Origin of the sequence: Methanorbis rubei, from assembly GCF_032714495.1 — an archaeon.
In the GTDB taxonomy this organism is placed as follows: domain Archaea; phylum Halobacteriota; class Methanomicrobia; order Methanomicrobiales; family Methanocorpusculaceae; genus Methanocorpusculum; species Methanocorpusculum rubei.
The window spans coordinates 143,386-158,253 of the sequence record NZ_JAWDKB010000004.1 but is presented as its reverse complement, the minus strand read 5'-3'; the positions used below and the strand labels follow the sequence as shown (position 1 = coordinate 158,253).

The 14,868-nt window shown below is 47.8% G+C and carries 18 protein-coding genes; 2 read left to right on the top strand and 16 right to left on the bottom strand.

Features of this window, described 5'->3' with window-relative positions; genetic code table 11:
• Window positions 1–38: 38 nt before the first annotated feature.
• Window positions 39–2,078: a clostripain-related cysteine peptidase gene (locus McpCs1_RS05740; protein ID WP_338096300.1), complete on the top strand. Its 2,040-nt coding sequence runs from the start codon at window positions 39–41 to the stop codon at window positions 2,076–2,078.
• Window positions 2,079–2,118: 40 nt separating this feature from the next.
• On the opposite strand, the gene pfdA is transcribed toward McpCs1_RS05740, so the two are convergent.
• The 16 genes from pfdA to rnhB all read right to left on the bottom strand — a co-directional run bounded on the left by pfdA (window position 2,119) and on the right by rnhB (window position 14,161).
• Window positions 2,119–2,568, bottom strand: a complete 450-nt coding sequence (gene pfdA / locus McpCs1_RS05735; RefSeq protein ID WP_338096299.1) for a prefoldin subunit alpha — start codon at window positions 2,566–2,568, stop codon at window positions 2,119–2,121.
• Window positions 2,558–2,743, bottom strand: a complete 186-nt coding sequence (gene rpl18a / locus McpCs1_RS05730) for a 50S ribosomal protein L18Ae (RefSeq protein WP_338096298.1) — start codon at window positions 2,741–2,743, stop codon at window positions 2,558–2,560. Before rpl18a ends, pfdA begins: the two co-directional genes overlap by 11 nt.
• Before the next feature lie 11 nt (window positions 2,744–2,754).
• Window positions 2,755–3,423: a translation initiation factor IF-6 gene (locus tag McpCs1_RS05725; protein WP_338096297.1), complete on the bottom strand. Its 669-nt coding sequence runs from the start codon at window positions 3,421–3,423 to the stop codon at window positions 2,755–2,757.
• The gene (locus McpCs1_RS05720; protein WP_338094219.1) at window positions 3,424–3,687 is read right to left on the bottom strand and encodes a 50S ribosomal protein L31e; all 264 of its coding nucleotides are present in this window, start codon (window positions 3,685–3,687) and stop codon (window positions 3,424–3,426) included.
• 4 nt (window positions 3,688–3,691) lie between these two features.
• Window positions 3,692–3,844 (bottom strand): 50S ribosomal protein L39e, encoded by a 153-nt coding sequence (locus tag McpCs1_RS05715; RefSeq protein ID WP_338094220.1) that lies wholly within the window; start codon window positions 3,842–3,844, stop codon window positions 3,692–3,694.
• Between the two features lie 2 nt (window positions 3,845–3,846).
• Window positions 3,847–4,440 carry a DUF7411 family protein gene (locus McpCs1_RS05710; protein WP_338096296.1) on the bottom strand — a complete coding sequence of 198 codons (594 nt, stop codon included), beginning with the start codon at window positions 4,438–4,440 and terminating at the stop codon, window positions 3,847–3,849.
• Entirely contained in the window at window positions 4,437–4,769 is a 333-nt protein-coding gene (locus McpCs1_RS05705; RefSeq protein ID WP_338094222.1) for a DNA-binding protein, read from the bottom strand. Before McpCs1_RS05705 ends, McpCs1_RS05710 begins: the two co-directional genes overlap by 4 nt.
• Window positions 4,770–4,801: 32 nt before the next feature.
• Window positions 4,802–5,251 (bottom strand): 30S ribosomal protein S19e, encoded by a 450-nt coding sequence (locus tag McpCs1_RS05700; RefSeq protein ID WP_338096295.1) that lies wholly within the window; start codon window positions 5,249–5,251, stop codon window positions 4,802–4,804.
• Window positions 5,252–5,386: 135 nt separating this feature from the next.
• On the bottom strand, window positions 5,387–5,737 hold the full coding sequence (locus tag McpCs1_RS05695) for a YhbY family RNA-binding protein (RefSeq protein WP_338096294.1): 351 nt from the start codon (window positions 5,735–5,737) through the stop codon (window positions 5,387–5,389).
• Window positions 5,738–5,968: 231 nt separating this feature from the next.
• The gene (locus tag McpCs1_RS05690) at window positions 5,969–7,606 is read right to left on the bottom strand and encodes a cache domain-containing protein (RefSeq protein WP_338096293.1); all 1,638 of its coding nucleotides are present in this window, start codon (window positions 7,604–7,606) and stop codon (window positions 5,969–5,971) included.
• Between the two features lie 187 nt (window positions 7,607–7,793).
• Window positions 7,794–9,479, bottom strand: a complete 1,686-nt coding sequence (locus tag McpCs1_RS05685) for a cache domain-containing protein (protein ID WP_338096292.1) — start codon at window positions 9,477–9,479, stop codon at window positions 7,794–7,796.
• 455 nt (window positions 9,480–9,934) lie between these two features.
• A complete protein-coding gene (locus McpCs1_RS05680; protein WP_338096291.1) occupies window positions 9,935–10,237 on the bottom strand; it encodes a ribonuclease P protein component 4 in 303 nt (100 codons plus the stop codon).
• A 4-nt stretch (window positions 10,238–10,241) separates the two neighbouring features.
• Window positions 10,242–10,853 (bottom strand): phosphoribosylglycinamide formyltransferase, encoded by a 612-nt coding sequence (purN, locus tag McpCs1_RS05675; RefSeq protein WP_338096290.1) that lies wholly within the window; start codon window positions 10,851–10,853, stop codon window positions 10,242–10,244.
• Window positions 10,854–10,900: 47 nt separating this feature from the next.
• Complete coding sequence (locus McpCs1_RS05670; RefSeq protein ID WP_338096289.1) at window positions 10,901–11,812, bottom strand: EamA family transporter; 912 nt, start codon at window positions 11,810–11,812, stop codon at window positions 10,901–10,903.
• A 49-nt stretch (window positions 11,813–11,861) separates the two neighbouring features.
• Window positions 11,862–13,193: a site-2 protease family protein gene (locus McpCs1_RS05665; RefSeq protein WP_338096288.1), complete on the bottom strand. Its 1,332-nt coding sequence runs from the start codon at window positions 13,191–13,193 to the stop codon at window positions 11,862–11,864.
• Between the two features lie 266 nt (window positions 13,194–13,459).
• Window positions 13,460–14,161 (bottom strand): ribonuclease HII, encoded by a 702-nt coding sequence (gene rnhB / locus McpCs1_RS05660; RefSeq protein ID WP_338096287.1) that lies wholly within the window; start codon window positions 14,159–14,161, stop codon window positions 13,460–13,462.
• Between rnhB and McpCs1_RS05655 the strand changes: the two genes are divergently transcribed.
• Entirely contained in the window at window positions 14,160–14,816 is a 657-nt protein-coding gene (locus McpCs1_RS05655) for a potassium channel family protein (protein WP_338096286.1), read from the top strand. The two genes, rnhB and McpCs1_RS05655, sit on opposite strands and share 2 nt — an antisense overlap.
• Window positions 14,817–14,868: the final 52 nt, after the last annotated feature.

The window sequence follows — 14,868 nt, the reverse complement described above, 5'->3', positions numbered from 1 at the left end:
ACAAATATATAGAAAAACAAAAAAAAAATACCAATATAATGAGCTCCCAAAATTTCTCCAAACTTCATCTGCTGTGCGGTCTTTTGCTAATACTTTGTTCAGCAGCAGTGCCGGCAGCCGCAGCAGCAGATGAAAATTATCTGGTGATGTATGTGGTTGGATCTGATCTGGAGTCAGAAGGGGATCAGGCAACAGATAATCTCATAGATCTGGTAAACAGCTGGGATCCTTCAATGGGAGATGTACTCATCATCTATGGCGGAGCAAAAAAAGCCGGATGGGATGACGGTGTCACAATAACCAATCTGGATCTCCTTACAAAAGATCTCGAAGACGGCGTTATTGGTGTGGATACAGACAACGATGGAAATCCGACAGTACATGTACTCGATCGATTCCCAGACGTTGACATCTCGGATGCCAGTACACTGGCGAATTCTCTTTCTTATGCAGAAGAGTACCGGAAAAACTCGGGACTGTCCGGTGCCAGAAACTATCTGCTGTTCTGGAACCACGGCGGCGGATATACAGGATTTGGGCAAAACGAGATATCCAAAGAAATCTTGTCTCTTGGTGAACTGCAGACCGGGTTGTCCGGGGCAGGAACACGCTATGATCTCATCGCTTTTGATGCCTGTTTGATGGGATCTCTTGAGGTGGCGGACGCTCTCAGCCCGTACGGCTTCTACCTTCTTGCCTCCGAAGAAAATGTTCCCGGATGCGGATATGATTATCGAGCGTTCTCGGCACTTTCCTCAACGCCCAATATGAGTCCTGAAAAACTTGGTACCACCATCATCGAGTACTATATGGCCCAACCTGATCAGTCGAAGACGTTGTCTCTTGTGCGAATGTCTGAAGCACCAAAAGTAGTCGCAGCGCTGAACGCCTTCGGAGAAGATCTTCAGGAGATTTTGAGTGACGAGGAGTCACTCAATGTACTTGGATCCATTTACATCAATACTCAGGGCTACGGAGCAGACTCCGGCTCCACCAATACTATGTCCATGGACCTCTACGACTTCACGTACAAAATTTACGAACAAACCAGTGAGGACTCAGAGCTTCATGCTTCAGCGGAAAATCTTCTCAATGTGCTGAATGATTTTGTTGTCGTTTGCAGTGATGACGGACATTTCACTGCGGCGAACGGTGTATCTGTCGCTGCACCTACAAGTGATCTGACTGAAGGCATTCCTAATGCAGCGGCATTTGGAAGGAGCGGCTGGTACAATTATCTGTCCACCTATCTGAATCAGGCAGGTGCCTCTGCACAGCCGCACGCAGCATACGAAGACAACATAGGTACTCGTTCCACAATTGTTGTCAACGACACAACAGGAACGGCAAAAGTTCTTGCCAACTACCTCTACGTCAATGAAGCGGGACAGTATGTCATTATCGGCGAAGTTCCACTCAAGGAAAAAACGAGACCGGTAAACAACAGTGTCTGGACAACTGTTCCGACCGGACTCTACGAGGAACCTGACTGGGATGGAAGCTGGTATGTTTTCCAGAATGCTGACGGAACTCTTGTGCCTGCCACACTCACCTTCAAGAACCCTGCGGTGATTGATAACCGCCCTCATGTCATCTATACAATTGAAGGAAACCTTACCCGGGTGGTGAACACAACTTCGGTCACGCGTCCGTCAATCATTACCGTAGTCATCGATGATGATGCGAACAGTGTATCAGATATCTATGTCACCGAAAAATCTGATGACATCTGGGGCAGCAGATCAAATGCATGGGGAAACACCACCATTCTTTCCGGTGATGTGTTCGTACCGAATCTGGAAATTTACGATCCTGAGAGCGATGAAATATCCGTGATTGCTTCATCGCAGAAGATCATCTTCGGCGACAATCCTCAGAAGAATCTGATCTATACTGAACTGAATCCTGACAACTGTTACTGGATGGTTGAGCTAGATGACTTCATCGATGATGACGCATTCTATCTCGAAGGACCGGGGATGGCTTCATCATCTCCGACTCAGACACAAACTCCGTTATGCATTGCAGGAGTTTTCACAGGACTTCTACTTGCCGGAATTATTTGCAGAAGAACATAAATTCTTTTTTTTAAATTCAGAAGAAAAGAGAAAGGAAAAATCAGCGGATCTGCTGCTGTGCAGAAGCATAAATCTCCTGCATGCGCTGCTCAACCGCTGACATCTGACTCTCCAGTTTTCCCAGAGATTCGGAAAGCCGTTTGCCGGATGCATCCATCTCGGTAATCCGGTCACGCAGGAAGGAAAGTGCTTCCTCGGTTGACTTCTCAACCGTAACTCCTGCGCCAATCCCAACAAGCATCTTCTTCGTGTCCGTAACAGTTGCACGAACCGACACGCCGCCGCCAAGACTGAGAAGTGTAGAAACTTCACCATCTGCTGCGGCAAGAGCCTCAAGTGCCTCAACTGACGCAAGAGCCTCAGCACGTGCCGTCTCGATGAAACGCAGCTGCTGGGAAAGAAGATCAAACTGCTGGGAATACTCTGCGGCATAGGAACGGAGGGCTTGTACCTCCTGTTCCAGATTTGCCTGATTTACATTACTCGCCATTGATAGCCTTTACAGAATCAACAGTAATATATTTTCGCTCGAGTCGGTGCTTGCTGCCAATCGTTGCAAGAGTGAACTCTCCTGCAAGACGCTCGCTTGGTGCATCGACTGTCTTAGTGTAGGGCTTCATCTGTCCATCGTTTCTGAACGTACCCTTAACCTCAAATTTCGGCATATTTTTTCACCTCACAGAAATCCAAATACATCTTCAATTCTACCGAGTTCAAAACCCGTGGTAGCGTTTCCTGCCAGATAACCCTTGCTGTTCACGAGCAAACCAGTTCCGATCAGATTGGATCCCATATTTACGGAACCCGTTCCAACCGAAATGTCCGCTGTCGGAAGACTGCTCTCAAGATGTTCCAGCTCTGATGGTGCGCTTCGGGCCGGCAGCAGCACACCTGCATTCGTGCAGGCGCCTACCATACCAACCGTTCCGACACCGCCAAAAGACATGGGAACAGTCTCAACTTTCAGGAACTCACCGACCATCTTGCGCATCGCTGACGACATGTCAGGATGCACAACTGCGAATGAATCATTGGTAAGAATTACGTTCCCTGCCGCATTCATCTCTTCGCCGAGGAGTAAGACATCGCCGTACTCCTGCAGAAGTTCAAGTTCTGAATCGTGAATGAGACCGGAAACAACAAATCCGCGGGAATTGCCGGTGAGAAGAAGACCGATAACAGAAGACCCTTGAATAAAGGTTGGAATAACCTCAACATCAAGAGCTTCCGCTATTTTTGATCCGAACTCCTCAGGGGAGTCAACGGGAACAAACGCAATGTCTTCAAAGACACGGGCAAAGACGCCGATGTTCGGGTCGCCATTCAGTGACAGGGTGCGGTCCATTTATTCCTCAGCAAGTTCTGCCTGGACCTGTCCGTCTTCGAACTTCATAGCACGAACACGAATGCGTCTTGGCGGTTTCTGGGATCCGCGTGCCCAGACTGCTTCGTTAATGCTCTTGTCGAGCTTAACGTCATCACTTTTCATGTGATGCTCAAGGTAGCCGCGGATGTCTTTGATTGCTGCGTTTGCACGCTTGTAGCATGGCACGCGCTTGACATCACGGAGCGGAATTACATATACCTGTTCCTTTTGTGCTTCTACCATTTTTTTACACCTTCAGAGTGCTGCGTCTCCAGTTGCGTCTGCACGGGTGCGACACAACGTTGCGCTTGGTTTTGATCATGACCCATGCAGGAACACGGCGGTTCTGCTGGGTTGCCTTTGCAAGACGAATCTTACGGCTTTTGGTAAGTTTGCTCATGGTTAATCACCAGTCTTTTTTCGAATTATCAGAGACTGTTCATGGTTTTTCGGGAAGAGCGGCACAAAGTCAATCTCTCTCCGAGCCATTTCTGCTCTGATCTCACTTTCGAAATCTCCGTTTTGAATTGATCCTGTTTCGCCATAGACGACGTCAAAGGATTTCTCACACAATCGGATGATCTCTTTTTTTCCTATGCCAAGCAGAGGCCGCATGTAGCTGACCCCGTACTTCATCTCAAGACTCTGCACTTCGGACTGTGTCCGCATCGGGACACGGTCATCACGACGGGTTCCGTCGGCGACCACCTCATATTCCTGCGCAATTGCACAGAGGGACCGTCGGTGGATTTCGTTGATGGCATTTGCAGGATGCCCGTCATCAACAATCATGTTGATAACTTCGTCAAGGAAACCTGGCGCAAAGACACATTTTTTCCAGGGAAATCCTGTTGCCTTTGCCGCCGCCTCTATGGATGGAACAGCATGGGAGGAATCAAACACGAATGTTATCAGCTCTACATCATAGTCCCGCGCAAGCAGAACCGCGGCAAGAGTGCTGTCTTTGCCGCCGCTGTAGAGCACACCCGTTTTCATCCGACCCTGCGGATATTGAATTCCTTTTTCTGCGGAACGATCTGCGTGAGCAGCTGCTTGAGTTGTGCATCGGTTATTTTCTGACGCAGGCGGCCTGACTGGGCGAGAGCGACGATCTGCTGCTCGATTGAAGCGGCAAACTCGGGTTTGGCGAGTCTGATTGTGTTGAGCCGTTCGCGGGCTTCAGGTTCCATTGCCTGCATGAGAACATTCTGAATCTGCGCCTGCATTGCCTGCTGACGCTGTACTTGTTCCTGTTCTGCCATCTGCTGCTGCTGGAGCTGCATCATGCGCTGCCGGCGGATATCTGCGAGTTCATCGTCTCCCATTTCTGGTCACCATTATGTTTGTCAGATGTTCGTTAGTACTTCTCAAGGCCGGGTGCTACCTTGACTGCGTCTTCCTTTAAGGAGTGGGCGATGTTGTCAAGGAACTTGCGACCTTTTGCGGAAACGTTGCGGCCGCCGGTAACTTTCTCAATGAAACCTGCAGTCTCAAGCTGCTGCATTACTTTGCGTGCAATGCTGCCGCTTCCCTTTCTGAAGTGGGACGGTTTGGAACCATTGTCCTGCATACCACCGTAGACGGAGCGCATGCGTTCAACACCAATCGGGCCGTCAACATAGATACGACGCAGCACAGCTGCGGAACGGATATACCACCAGTCCGGGTTTTCCGGCGGCATCTGTTTGTGTACTCCCGTCTTTACGTACTCGGACCACTCGGGTGCCTTGATTGCGGACTCGTTCTTGAGTTCGTCGGCGACCTTTGCAATGAGATCGTTGGCCGGGATATCAAATACTGTAGTCATAGACTTTTCCTCACTGTAAGCCCATGCCTTTCGGCATGATTTGGTTGCGAGAGTTCCTCTCTGCAACACATGACATTAACAGTCTGTATCAATTAGAGTTGGAACAATAAATATGTTCGTGAAAAAAGAAAAAAATTATTTTTTCTCAAGATAGAAGGATTTGATTCTGTCGCGGGCTGACTGCTTTTTCGCAGGTTTCTTTCCTCTTGCAGGAGTTACGATCGGAAGTCTACCGCGATTTTTTGCTCCGAGCACCACCATGCGGCCGCGAGAGTCTAAGACTTCCGCAGAAGTTCTCGCAGCAAGTTCAAGAATTTCCGCTTCATCCAGATCGCAGCTCTGAAGCCATTTGATCTTGATAACTTTGCGCGCATCAAGCTGGCGGCGGGTCTCTTCGACGAGATCGTCAGTACAGCCGTTTTTGCCGACCCAGATGGTGGGTTTTAATGTTTGAATATAGGATTCGGTATCTGATGGATTGGGCACGTGTAGTATTCCCTCGTGCCGTATATATTAGTGAGATGTGGGGATAAGAGTTACCCTCGAAAGATAATTTTCTGCATTCGGTTCCGACAGATCATTTGCTGCTTTTTCAAGACTATGAAGGCAGATCATTTCAGATAACAGAACAGAGGATTGATCGGAAAAAAACTATTTCAAACACATAAAAAATACAGGACCACATCGCGATAAAAAAAATATTTTCGAATAAAAAAATTAGGATGGCACGATCGAATGCATATCCAAAGCGATCGTTCCCGCGATCAACCATTCGTCATCGACCGGTTCAACGTAAGCGAGAGATATCAAAAAATCATTGACATCCGAATTAGCGTCTCGCGCCTCCACATACCCAAATCCTCCTCCCTGTTTTGCGATCAGAACAAGATCGCGGATAACAGATGTACCATGAGGATCAGTGAGTGAAAACAGATCATCTCCAATTGAATACGGGTATGAGAAGTCGGAGGAAAGATATTTTCCATCATAACTGATCGCAACGAGCCGAACATCAGGAGTGTGTAGTCCCGAGGAAGGATCGGTCAGTGCTGCCAGTGTTTCTTCTTTTCCATGGACGGCAACATACTCCTGTACAGGCTGAATTGCCCGGATCAACTTCGACCGGACCTCCACCCGATTAAAGGAATGGGGAGGGTCAAGCACTGATTCCCGAGATCCGACAAACCAAGTTTCATCCACCGGAAGCACATATGCGAGACCAAAGATCGTCTGATTTTCCGAGTAAGGCAAATTTAAATAGTAATGCAAATATCCTCCGCCTTGACTGGCACGGTTGATCATTGTAGCTATTTGACGTATACCGTAAGCATCCTGGAAATTGATCCGATCCAATCCCACAATCTTGTCTTTCGACGGCATGGCGAGAATAATACCATCAGTTGAGATGGCAAAAATCTCGATATCTGTATTTGAAAACGGACCGGAAGGATCATTCATCGCTGCAAGAGTAGCCCCTTTACCGTACTTTTTCGCATACAGGAAGAGAGTCTGAGTAATGTCAGTCACTACTGTCGGATCGATGGCGTCAGGAAACGACACTTCTGTTGCTTCATAGGGAGAGTCCACCAGTACCAGACGCAGGTCCTGACCGCCGAACGACAGGGTTTTCCAGATACACACCTTTTCAACAATATCAGAGTTGCTTATATCATAATACTGATATCCGGTAGTTCCTTCGCCGGTTTCAATGATTGGGCGAATGCCGGTGAAGGCCTTTCCAGGTCCACGATAAAACGCGTTCGTGTAGTAATTATATCCGATAGTTGATATGTCAGGATGACAGAATATCGTGCCTTCAGAGTTGGAAATCCATAGTTCATATTTGGTGTTTTTGTAGTATGGCGTGTCCGGTGTCTCGTTTAGTAACGTAATCGGCAAATGGGCAAAACAGAGATATCCATTGTAACTGCCGTCAGCTGCATAGACCGGAACGACAAAGCACACGACCATGCCGTAGGCATTTGACATGACAGGATCGATTAAGATAACATCGCGTCCAGCAAACGACTCTTCCGTAATATTTCGAAGTTCAGGAGAGTTCAGAACGCTCGCCATGCTGTATATGGGAACACTGACTACGGTATTATCAGCAGATACCCATGCAATTCCGGCAGGGTCCAGATAATCGTTAAATAGATCGCGCAGAATTATCTCGGTTTCCTTGTCGCCTGGAGTAAGCGTGGACAGCTCCTTTGCAGTGTCATGCATCGCGGTGGCAATATCATCGGTTATCGCATCGATGCTTTGATAGAACTCCTCAGACATCTGTATCATGTCATCAGAAACAGAAACATTTGTCGGTTCAGGCGAAGAAGTCGAGGCTATCGAAACCATCACTATAGCACCCACACACACCACAGCAATAAGAGCGACGAGAGAGAGAGAGAAGAAGCTGGCGATTCATCGAATATATCGTCTTATTAATTGCAGTTTTGAGATTATTAAGATTGTGAACATGCATCAGAATGGAGGAAATAGAGAATATCGGCAACTCTGCCTCGATAAAAAAAATAAATGAAAATTAGGAGAGTACGATCGGATGTGAACTCAACTCGATCGAACCTGCAATAAACCATTCGTCATCTACCGACTCGACATACGTGAGAGATAGCATGAAGTTATCGGCATCCCTTGTCTCCACATACTCAAATCCTCCTCCCTGTTTTGCGATCAGAACAAGATCGCGGGTAATGGATGTCCCGTGAGGACCAACAAGGGAAAACACATCGTCCCCGATCATATCAGGTTTGGAGGCATCGGCAAGAAGTTTCCCATCATAACTTATCGCAACGAATGAAATATCAGGATTTATCAGTTCCCCGGAAGGATCATTCAGCGCTGCCAGTGTCTGTTCTTTGCCATGAACATTGACATACTCCTGCAGAGGCTGCACTGCCCGAACCAGTTTCGATCGCATATCGGGATTAAAGGAGACAGTGTGGTTCAGTACTGATTTCTCGGATCCGACAAACCAGGTTTCATCAACCGGAAGCACATATGCAAGACCTAAGATTGTCTGATTTTTCGAGGAAAGCGGATCAGAATAGTAATGCACGTATCCTCCGCCCTGACTAACGCGGTTGATCATCGTAGCTACCTGACGTATGCCGTACGCATCCTGATAGTTGATCCGGTTCAATCCCACAATCTTGTCTTTCGACGGCATGGAAAGAACAACACCATCAGTTGAGATCGCAAAAATTTTGGTCCCAGTGTTTGAAAACGGACCGGAAGGATCATTCATCGCTGCAAGAGTAGCCCCTTTGCCGTATTTTTTCGCATACAGATAGAGAGCCTGAGTGACGTCAGTTATCTCTGCCAGATTGACGGTGTCCGGGAGCGACACCTCCGGTACCTTGTAGGGATAGTTCAGTAGTACCAGACGCAGGTCCTGACCACCGAACGACAGGGTTTTCCAGATAGATACCTTCTCAACAACATCAGTGTTGCTTAGATCATAGAACTCATAACTGGTGGTTCCCTCATTGTTTTCAATAATAGCACGTATGCCGGAGAAAGACTTTCCTGGCCCACGGTAAAACGCGTTCGTATAGTAATTATATCCAATCGTTGAAAGATCAGGATGGCAGAACACCGTACCGTCAGAATTGGCAATCCATAACTCATATTTGGTGTCTTTGTAGTACGGCGTATCCGGCGTCTCGTTCAGCAACGTAATCGGCAGATGAGCAAAGCAGAGATATCCGTTGTAGCTGCCGTCAGCTGCATAGACTGGAACGATAAAACATACGACCATACCGTAGACATTTGACATAACAGGATCGGTTAAGATCACATCACGTCCGGTAAATGACTTTTCCGTAATGTCTGTAAATCCACGGGAGGTCAGAACATGATCCATGCTGTATACAGGAACACTGATTATGGTATTGTCAGCAGATACCCAGGCAATTCCGGCAGAGTTCGGATACTTGTCAAACAGATCGCGCAGAATCTCTTTGGCTTCCGGGTCGTCAGGCGTACATGTGGACAGTTCCTCTGCAACATCATGCATCGCGTCAGCAATTTCGTCGGTTATCACGTCGATGCTTTGATAGAACTCCTCAGACATCTGCACCATATCATCAGAAACAGAAACATGTGTCGGTTCAGGCGAAGGGGCCGAAGCTATCGAAATAAGTACTATGGCACCCGCACACACCACGACAACAATAATGACAAGAGAGAGAAGGAGTTGGCGATTCATCGAATATATCGTCTTATTAATTACAGTTTTGAGGTTATTAAGATTGTGCACCATATATATTTGTGTTATTTTTGAGTCTTCCACAAAACACAGAACATATACCTGCGACCTGATTGTTGTCTCGCGGGAAAGCACAAAAATGTCACTGCAAAGCCCGGCAGAGTGAGGTTGTCCTGATGACTGCCGAAATGTTACCGCAGTATGCGGTAACAAATTCAGATAGTTTTCACGCACAAATTTGAAAAAATAGTTCGTATCTAACGAGTTACATTTTTTGTTACCGATGTTGTGTACTGTTGTATTCAGCTGCATGGTTTGGTAAGAATAACATTGGTTTTGCCGGTAACAGAGGTAACAAATTTTGTAAAAATCATTTTTTCAACTTTATTTTTCGTTTGAAGAATAATTCAGAGAATTTTTTGTTACCGCATACAAGGTAACATCCCTCACCTATCTCAGGAGAGAGGATATCTGGTAACCGTCCCGCAGACAAGGCAGGTGCAGATAACTTTTCCATGCTGAACGCGTACACGGAAATTTTCTCCGGGCACAAAGTATGCGTGGCAGACCGGACAAAAAGATCTGCGAAACTGTTTTGGCATCCGCAGTCGCTGACGCATGGCAATCTCGCGGGCAAGCGAAACATACCGATTCGCAAGAGCAGGGTTTGAGCGATTCAAATACGCCTGATCAAATAAAATTTCGATCCGTTCGGATGCAATTTTTTTGGGCGACTGCCCTTTGTTGTGCTGGGCCATAAAATTATTTTTTCTCCAGAATTTTTACATGACGACCCGACACCACAAGCCGGTCATCACAAAAAAGTGCGATCGCTTCGGGAAATGCAATATGTTCCTGCGTTAAAATTCGATCATCAAGAGCCTCTTCATCATCATCATCCAGAACAGGGACCGCTTTTTGTAAAATGATCGGACCCGAGTCAAGGCCTTCGTCCACGAAGTGTACTGTGCATCCGGCAATCTTCACGCCGTACTCAAGAGCCTGCCTCTGTCCATGAAGACCGGAGAATGCAGGAAGAAGGGCCGGATGAATATTGATCATTTTTCCGGCAAACTCACGGATAATTTCCGCACCGATTATTCGCATATATCCTGCACACACAAACAGATCCGCATTTGCCGACTTCATCGCCGAGAGAAGATCAGTTTCATACGCCGCTTTAGAGGAGTAGTCTTTGAAGTTAATCACATGCGCCGGAACGCCTGCGGCTTTCGCCCGCTCAATTGCGTAGGCATCTTTGTTATCGGTAAAGAGGGCAATGCACTCTCCGTTAATCTCCCCATGGGAGAGTGCGTCCAGTATCGCCTGAAAATTTGAGCCGCGTCCGGATGCAAGCACTGCAATTCGCTTCATGATACAGATATATTGGACATAAATGGATTATTACATTTCGGCAGGAGTCACAGAGTCCAGCTTCTGCGGCCGAGGTACGGATACGCAATTCCGAAAAATATCAGCGCAACTCCGATCCACTGCATCCATGAGACCGCCTCGGCAAGAATAATCACCGCACAAATGATTGAGGCCGGAAGCTCAGACGAACTCAGGATGGTTGCAGCTCCCGTAGATATTTTCGGTGCTCCAATCGAGAAGAGAAACATCGGCAGAGCACAGCCGATGAATCCGAGAACTATTCCATATATCCAGATGCCGGAAAACGCCGTCCCGTTCAGTACATAGGCTGGAGAGAAGATGCAGATCAAAAGTGCAAGAGAGCATGACATGATGACAAAACTTCGTGTCAGAGGATGCATCTCGGTCTCGGTGCGGCCAAGCAGGAACATGTAGACTGCATAGAACAGAGCTGAGAGCATTCCAAAGACAACTCCCGAGACCGTCAGCTGGGCATCGGTTCCGATAAATCCTGTAGCAAGGATTGTCCCCACAATCAGAATGGCAACGGCAGTAAGCGTCCGCCGAGACGGCAGGCGGCGTTCAACCAGAGCCTGGATGATTACCCCCATCCAGGTAAACTGGAACAACAAAATTACCGAGACATATGCTGGAACGGTCTGCAAAGAAAAGCAGTAACACATGCTCACGAGAGCAATGGATGCCCCCGTCGCAATCAGCCGAAGAACGCGTTTCGCAGTCCAGGGTGCGGCATTCTTCGGACGACGAAGAAATCCAAAGGCAAATCCTGCGGCGACCAGAACCAGAAGAATCATCCAGCCGTAAAAATACTGGGTCATTACCACGTCGTTGACCGAAAAACCCGCGGCATAGGCAAGTTTCACCGTTGGTGATGACGGACCGTAGCAGCATCCGCCAAGAAAAACCAGAAAGGGAAACAGAAGCCAGCGGCCGTTCATAGAAATATATTTTTATGAGGTTTGTATCCTCATAAGCGCTGTCTTTTTTTCAACGGAAAAAGTACGGCATGATGATTGGAATAATAATGACCACAATCAGAAGATTCGTGATCATGCTGCAGAAGGCTTGCGTGTAGTCTCCTTTGCCGCGTTTCGTAAGGAAACTCTTCACTCCCTCGCGAAGCATCTGACCTCCATCGAGCGGACCAAGCGGCAGGGCATTGAACGTGCCAAGCAGAATGTTTACCCAGGCACACCAGTAGAAGATGTGGACAACTTCCCAGAATCCTTCGAATGGTGCGGAAAGATATGCAGGGTCCGGAGTGTCGGTAACCAGCATGCTGAAGGCATTGTTACCGGTAATGGATGAGAACGGCAGGACCAGGAAGTTCAGGAACGAAACAACTGCCCCAGCCGGAGATGTCGGATGCGTCCATGCCTGCAGCGTGTCTGTGACGGCTTTTGGATCACCATAGAACACACCCATAAATCCTGAGCTGAGATTGCCGGCAACAGAGCCTGCGGCCTCGGAAGGAATGGAGGTGAGAGTGATGTCATATATCTGTTGTTCCCCTTTGTACTCGCCCAGCACCTCAATGGTCTGGCCGGGAACGGTTGTGGAAAGAATTTTTGCAACATCGGTGGTATTGGAAACCGGCATTCCGTCAATCGAAAGAATCACGGTGCCCGGCTGCATTCCTGCAAGGTCAGCAGGGTATCCTTCGTAAATTCCCTGCACGAACGGCAGGGTTCCTGGAACGATCATGCCAACCAGTACGACAAGAACGAGAATGCACAAGGCTCCCACCACCATATTGTTGGTGACTCCTGCGGCAAACATCCGTAGTTTTGTTGGAAGCGGAGACTTTTCGATCTCTTCCTCGTCAGGCTCAACGAACGCTCCAATGGGTATCACAAGAGCAAGGATGCCAGTATACTTCACCCGAATTTTTTCCACACGTGCCAGAAGACCGTGCCCGAACTCATGGATTACAACCGCAAAGACTAACGCAAACCATACCGCAAACGTGGACGGAACAAAATCATTGATGCCGGGAATCAGAAGAAGATTCTGCGGTTGAATAACCGGCGACGGATCAGGCTGGAGAAGCATCGTCAGGTACGCGGTGACAATGATGAGAGCTGTCATCACCACTCCGCAGATCGCAGTCACCACAACGCCGAGCGTTCCATACACGAGAAACGTTCTGCGAAACCGCGCGAAGATGTCAAAGATGCCTGTGCGGGATGTGCGAATCATCAGGCAGGGGCCCATGAATGCAAAAATTTCAGGCCGGTAGTTGTGTTTTTTGATCGTCCAGCAGACAAGAGCATAGACGATCACACAAATAAGTACCGGGACTACCCAACCAAACTCCATTTCTCTGTAATGGTCTGATGTGAAAGGATAAGATGTTGATGTTCGGGATGGCGTTGAATCCAAATTCATTTGCTGACAAACATCGCTCATCACTCATTATAGCTCCGCCCACGGAAAAACCGAACACACTGAAATAAAAAACATCACGGAGCAGACGTGAACAACACGGAATTTGAAAATAATTCGTTTGGAATGAACATCAAATACCAATTCCATTTTCATTCTGGAGTTTGATATGATGTATCAGAAATATTTCCGTGGGCTGTTCAGAAAAAATCCGAAAGACTCTGCTGAGAACATCTGGCAATGACTTCATCAACAGTCTTCCATGTCCGGCGGGCACACGAGGGCGGCGTGCCGGTCCTGCGGACATACTCTTCAAGAAAAGCAATCGTTGCCGGGTCTGACGGATATCCGCTGCCGACACTACCAAACTCATTCGAAAGCTCTTCTATCAACCGGTCACGAGTGACCTTTGCAACAATACTTGCCGCCCCCACAATCAGAAATTTATCATCTGCCTTGTGCTCGGAAACGATCTCAAGATTTGATAACCCTGAGAAACTCTTCACGATTGTGCCAAATCTCGCCGCATTCACATCACATGCATCCAGATACGCCTTGGCCGGCGTAAGTCGCTGAATCACCTCTGCATGACAGGACGCAGTGAATGTGTTCATTGTTCCGGGTCGCGAATCAATGTCAGCAGGGCTCTTCACCACTGCCGCGGTTTTCCATCGTTTGACAATAATCTCATACAACTCTTCACGCCGTCCCGGAGAAAGCTGTTTGGAATCCTTCATGCCGAGACCGTCAAGCTCTGACGGATCCACAACAAGAACACCTGCGGTCACCATGGGTCCCAGAACCGAACCTTTTCCTGCCTCATCAACCCCGCAGACACTCATCTGATCAGTATTATCACAGGGAATAGGTATAATACCCCATGATGGCATACGATTCAGCATGTATCTCATCGTCGTCGGGCTCGGAGGTATCGGCAGAAGTCTTGCAGGCATCGCATCCGAAAACGGACACAGTGTGGTGGTGATCGATCGCGATGAGGAGCGGTGTGCAGACATTCTTGCCCAGTACGATCTTCTGGCAATTGCCGGAAATGCCACGGACAAAGCAGTGCTCGAGGACGCAGGAATTGATCGCGCTCATGCACTTGTTGCAACAACAAGCGATGACGCTCTCAATCTTATGGCCTGCTGGCTTGCAAAACGCTACAATGTCAGGACTCTCGTCTCAATCGTAAACCAGAAGGAACATGCCGAGCTGTTCAAAGAAGTGGGCGTCCGCATCAGCGAAAATCCTGACGAAATTGTCGCACGAAGTCTGTATGTCTGGGCAGAAAATCCGGAGACGCAATTACTTGCATCCATTGAGGGAGGAAGCATCTTTGAGATAACCGTCAGAGACGGAGCTGAAGGCGTCAACAAAACCGTTCGGGAAACATCAGACGTCAAGGATATGCTCTATATTGCAATCAGACGCGGAGGCAAACTGATTATTCCTTCAGGAAATGTAACATTTCAGCCAAACGATGTTATAACAGTGTTCACCAAAAAGGAATCTGAAGGCAGATCAGTTGAGTATATGGACAGTTTGTTCCATTAACTTTTTTTTTGAAAAATTGTAAAAAAACAGGTGTCAGGAAAAATCCTCGAAA

Excerpts from the sequence above, each read along its gene's own strand:
- McpCs1_RS05700 (WP_338096295.1), bottom strand. The coding sequence starts at position 5,251 with ATGACTACAGTATTTGATATCCCGGCCAACGATCTCATTGCAAAGGTC.
- McpCs1_RS05665 (WP_338096288.1), bottom strand. The coding sequence starts at position 13,193 with ATGGAGTTTGGTTGGGTAGTCCCGGTACTTATTTGTGTGATCGTCTAT.
- McpCs1_RS05715 (WP_338094220.1), bottom strand. The coding sequence starts at position 3,844 with ATGAGCAAACTTACCAAAAGCCGTAAGATTCGTCTTGCAAAGGCAACC.
- pfdA (WP_338096299.1), bottom strand. The coding sequence starts at position 2,568 with ATGGCGAGTAATGTAAATCAGGCAAATCTGGAACAGGAGGTACAAGCC.
- McpCs1_RS05740 (WP_338096300.1), top strand. The coding sequence starts at position 39 with ATGAGCTCCCAAAATTTCTCCAAACTTCATCTGCTGTGCGGTCTTTTG.
- McpCs1_RS05705 (WP_338094222.1), bottom strand. The coding sequence starts at position 4,769 with ATGGGAGACGATGAACTCGCAGATATCCGCCGGCAGCGCATGATGCAG.
- McpCs1_RS05670 (WP_338096289.1), bottom strand. The coding sequence starts at position 11,812 with ATGAACGGCCGCTGGCTTCTGTTTCCCTTTCTGGTTTTTCTTGGCGGA.
- McpCs1_RS05690 (WP_338096293.1), bottom strand. The coding sequence starts at position 7,606 with ATGGTTTCGATAGCCTCGACTTCTTCGCCTGAACCGACAAATGTTTCT.
- McpCs1_RS05655 (WP_338096286.1), top strand. The coding sequence starts at position 14,160 with ATGTATCTCATCGTCGTCGGGCTCGGAGGTATCGGCAGAAGTCTTGCA.
- McpCs1_RS05710 (WP_338096296.1), bottom strand. The coding sequence starts at position 4,440 with ATGAAAACGGGTGTGCTCTACAGCGGCGGCAAAGACAGCACTCTTGCC.
- rnhB (WP_338096287.1), bottom strand. The coding sequence starts at position 14,161 with ATGCTGAATCGTATGCCATCATGGGGTATTATACCTATTCCCTGTGAT.
- purN (WP_338096290.1), bottom strand. The coding sequence starts at position 10,853 with ATGAAGCGAATTGCAGTGCTTGCATCCGGACGCGGCTCAAATTTTCAG.
- McpCs1_RS05720 (WP_338094219.1), bottom strand. The coding sequence starts at position 3,687 with ATGGTAGAAGCACAAAAGGAACAGGTATATGTAATTCCGCTCCGTGAT.
- McpCs1_RS05680 (WP_338096291.1), bottom strand. The coding sequence starts at position 10,237 with ATGGCCCAGCACAACAAAGGGCAGTCGCCCAAAAAAATTGCATCCGAA.
- McpCs1_RS05725 (WP_338096297.1), bottom strand. The coding sequence starts at position 3,423 with ATGGACCGCACCCTGTCACTGAATGGCGACCCGAACATCGGCGTCTTT.
- McpCs1_RS05685 (WP_338096292.1), bottom strand. The coding sequence starts at position 9,479 with ATGAATCGCCAACTCCTTCTCTCTCTTGTCATTATTGTTGTCGTGGTG.
- rpl18a (WP_338096298.1), bottom strand. The coding sequence starts at position 2,743 with ATGCCGAAATTTGAGGTTAAGGGTACGTTCAGAAACGATGGACAGATG.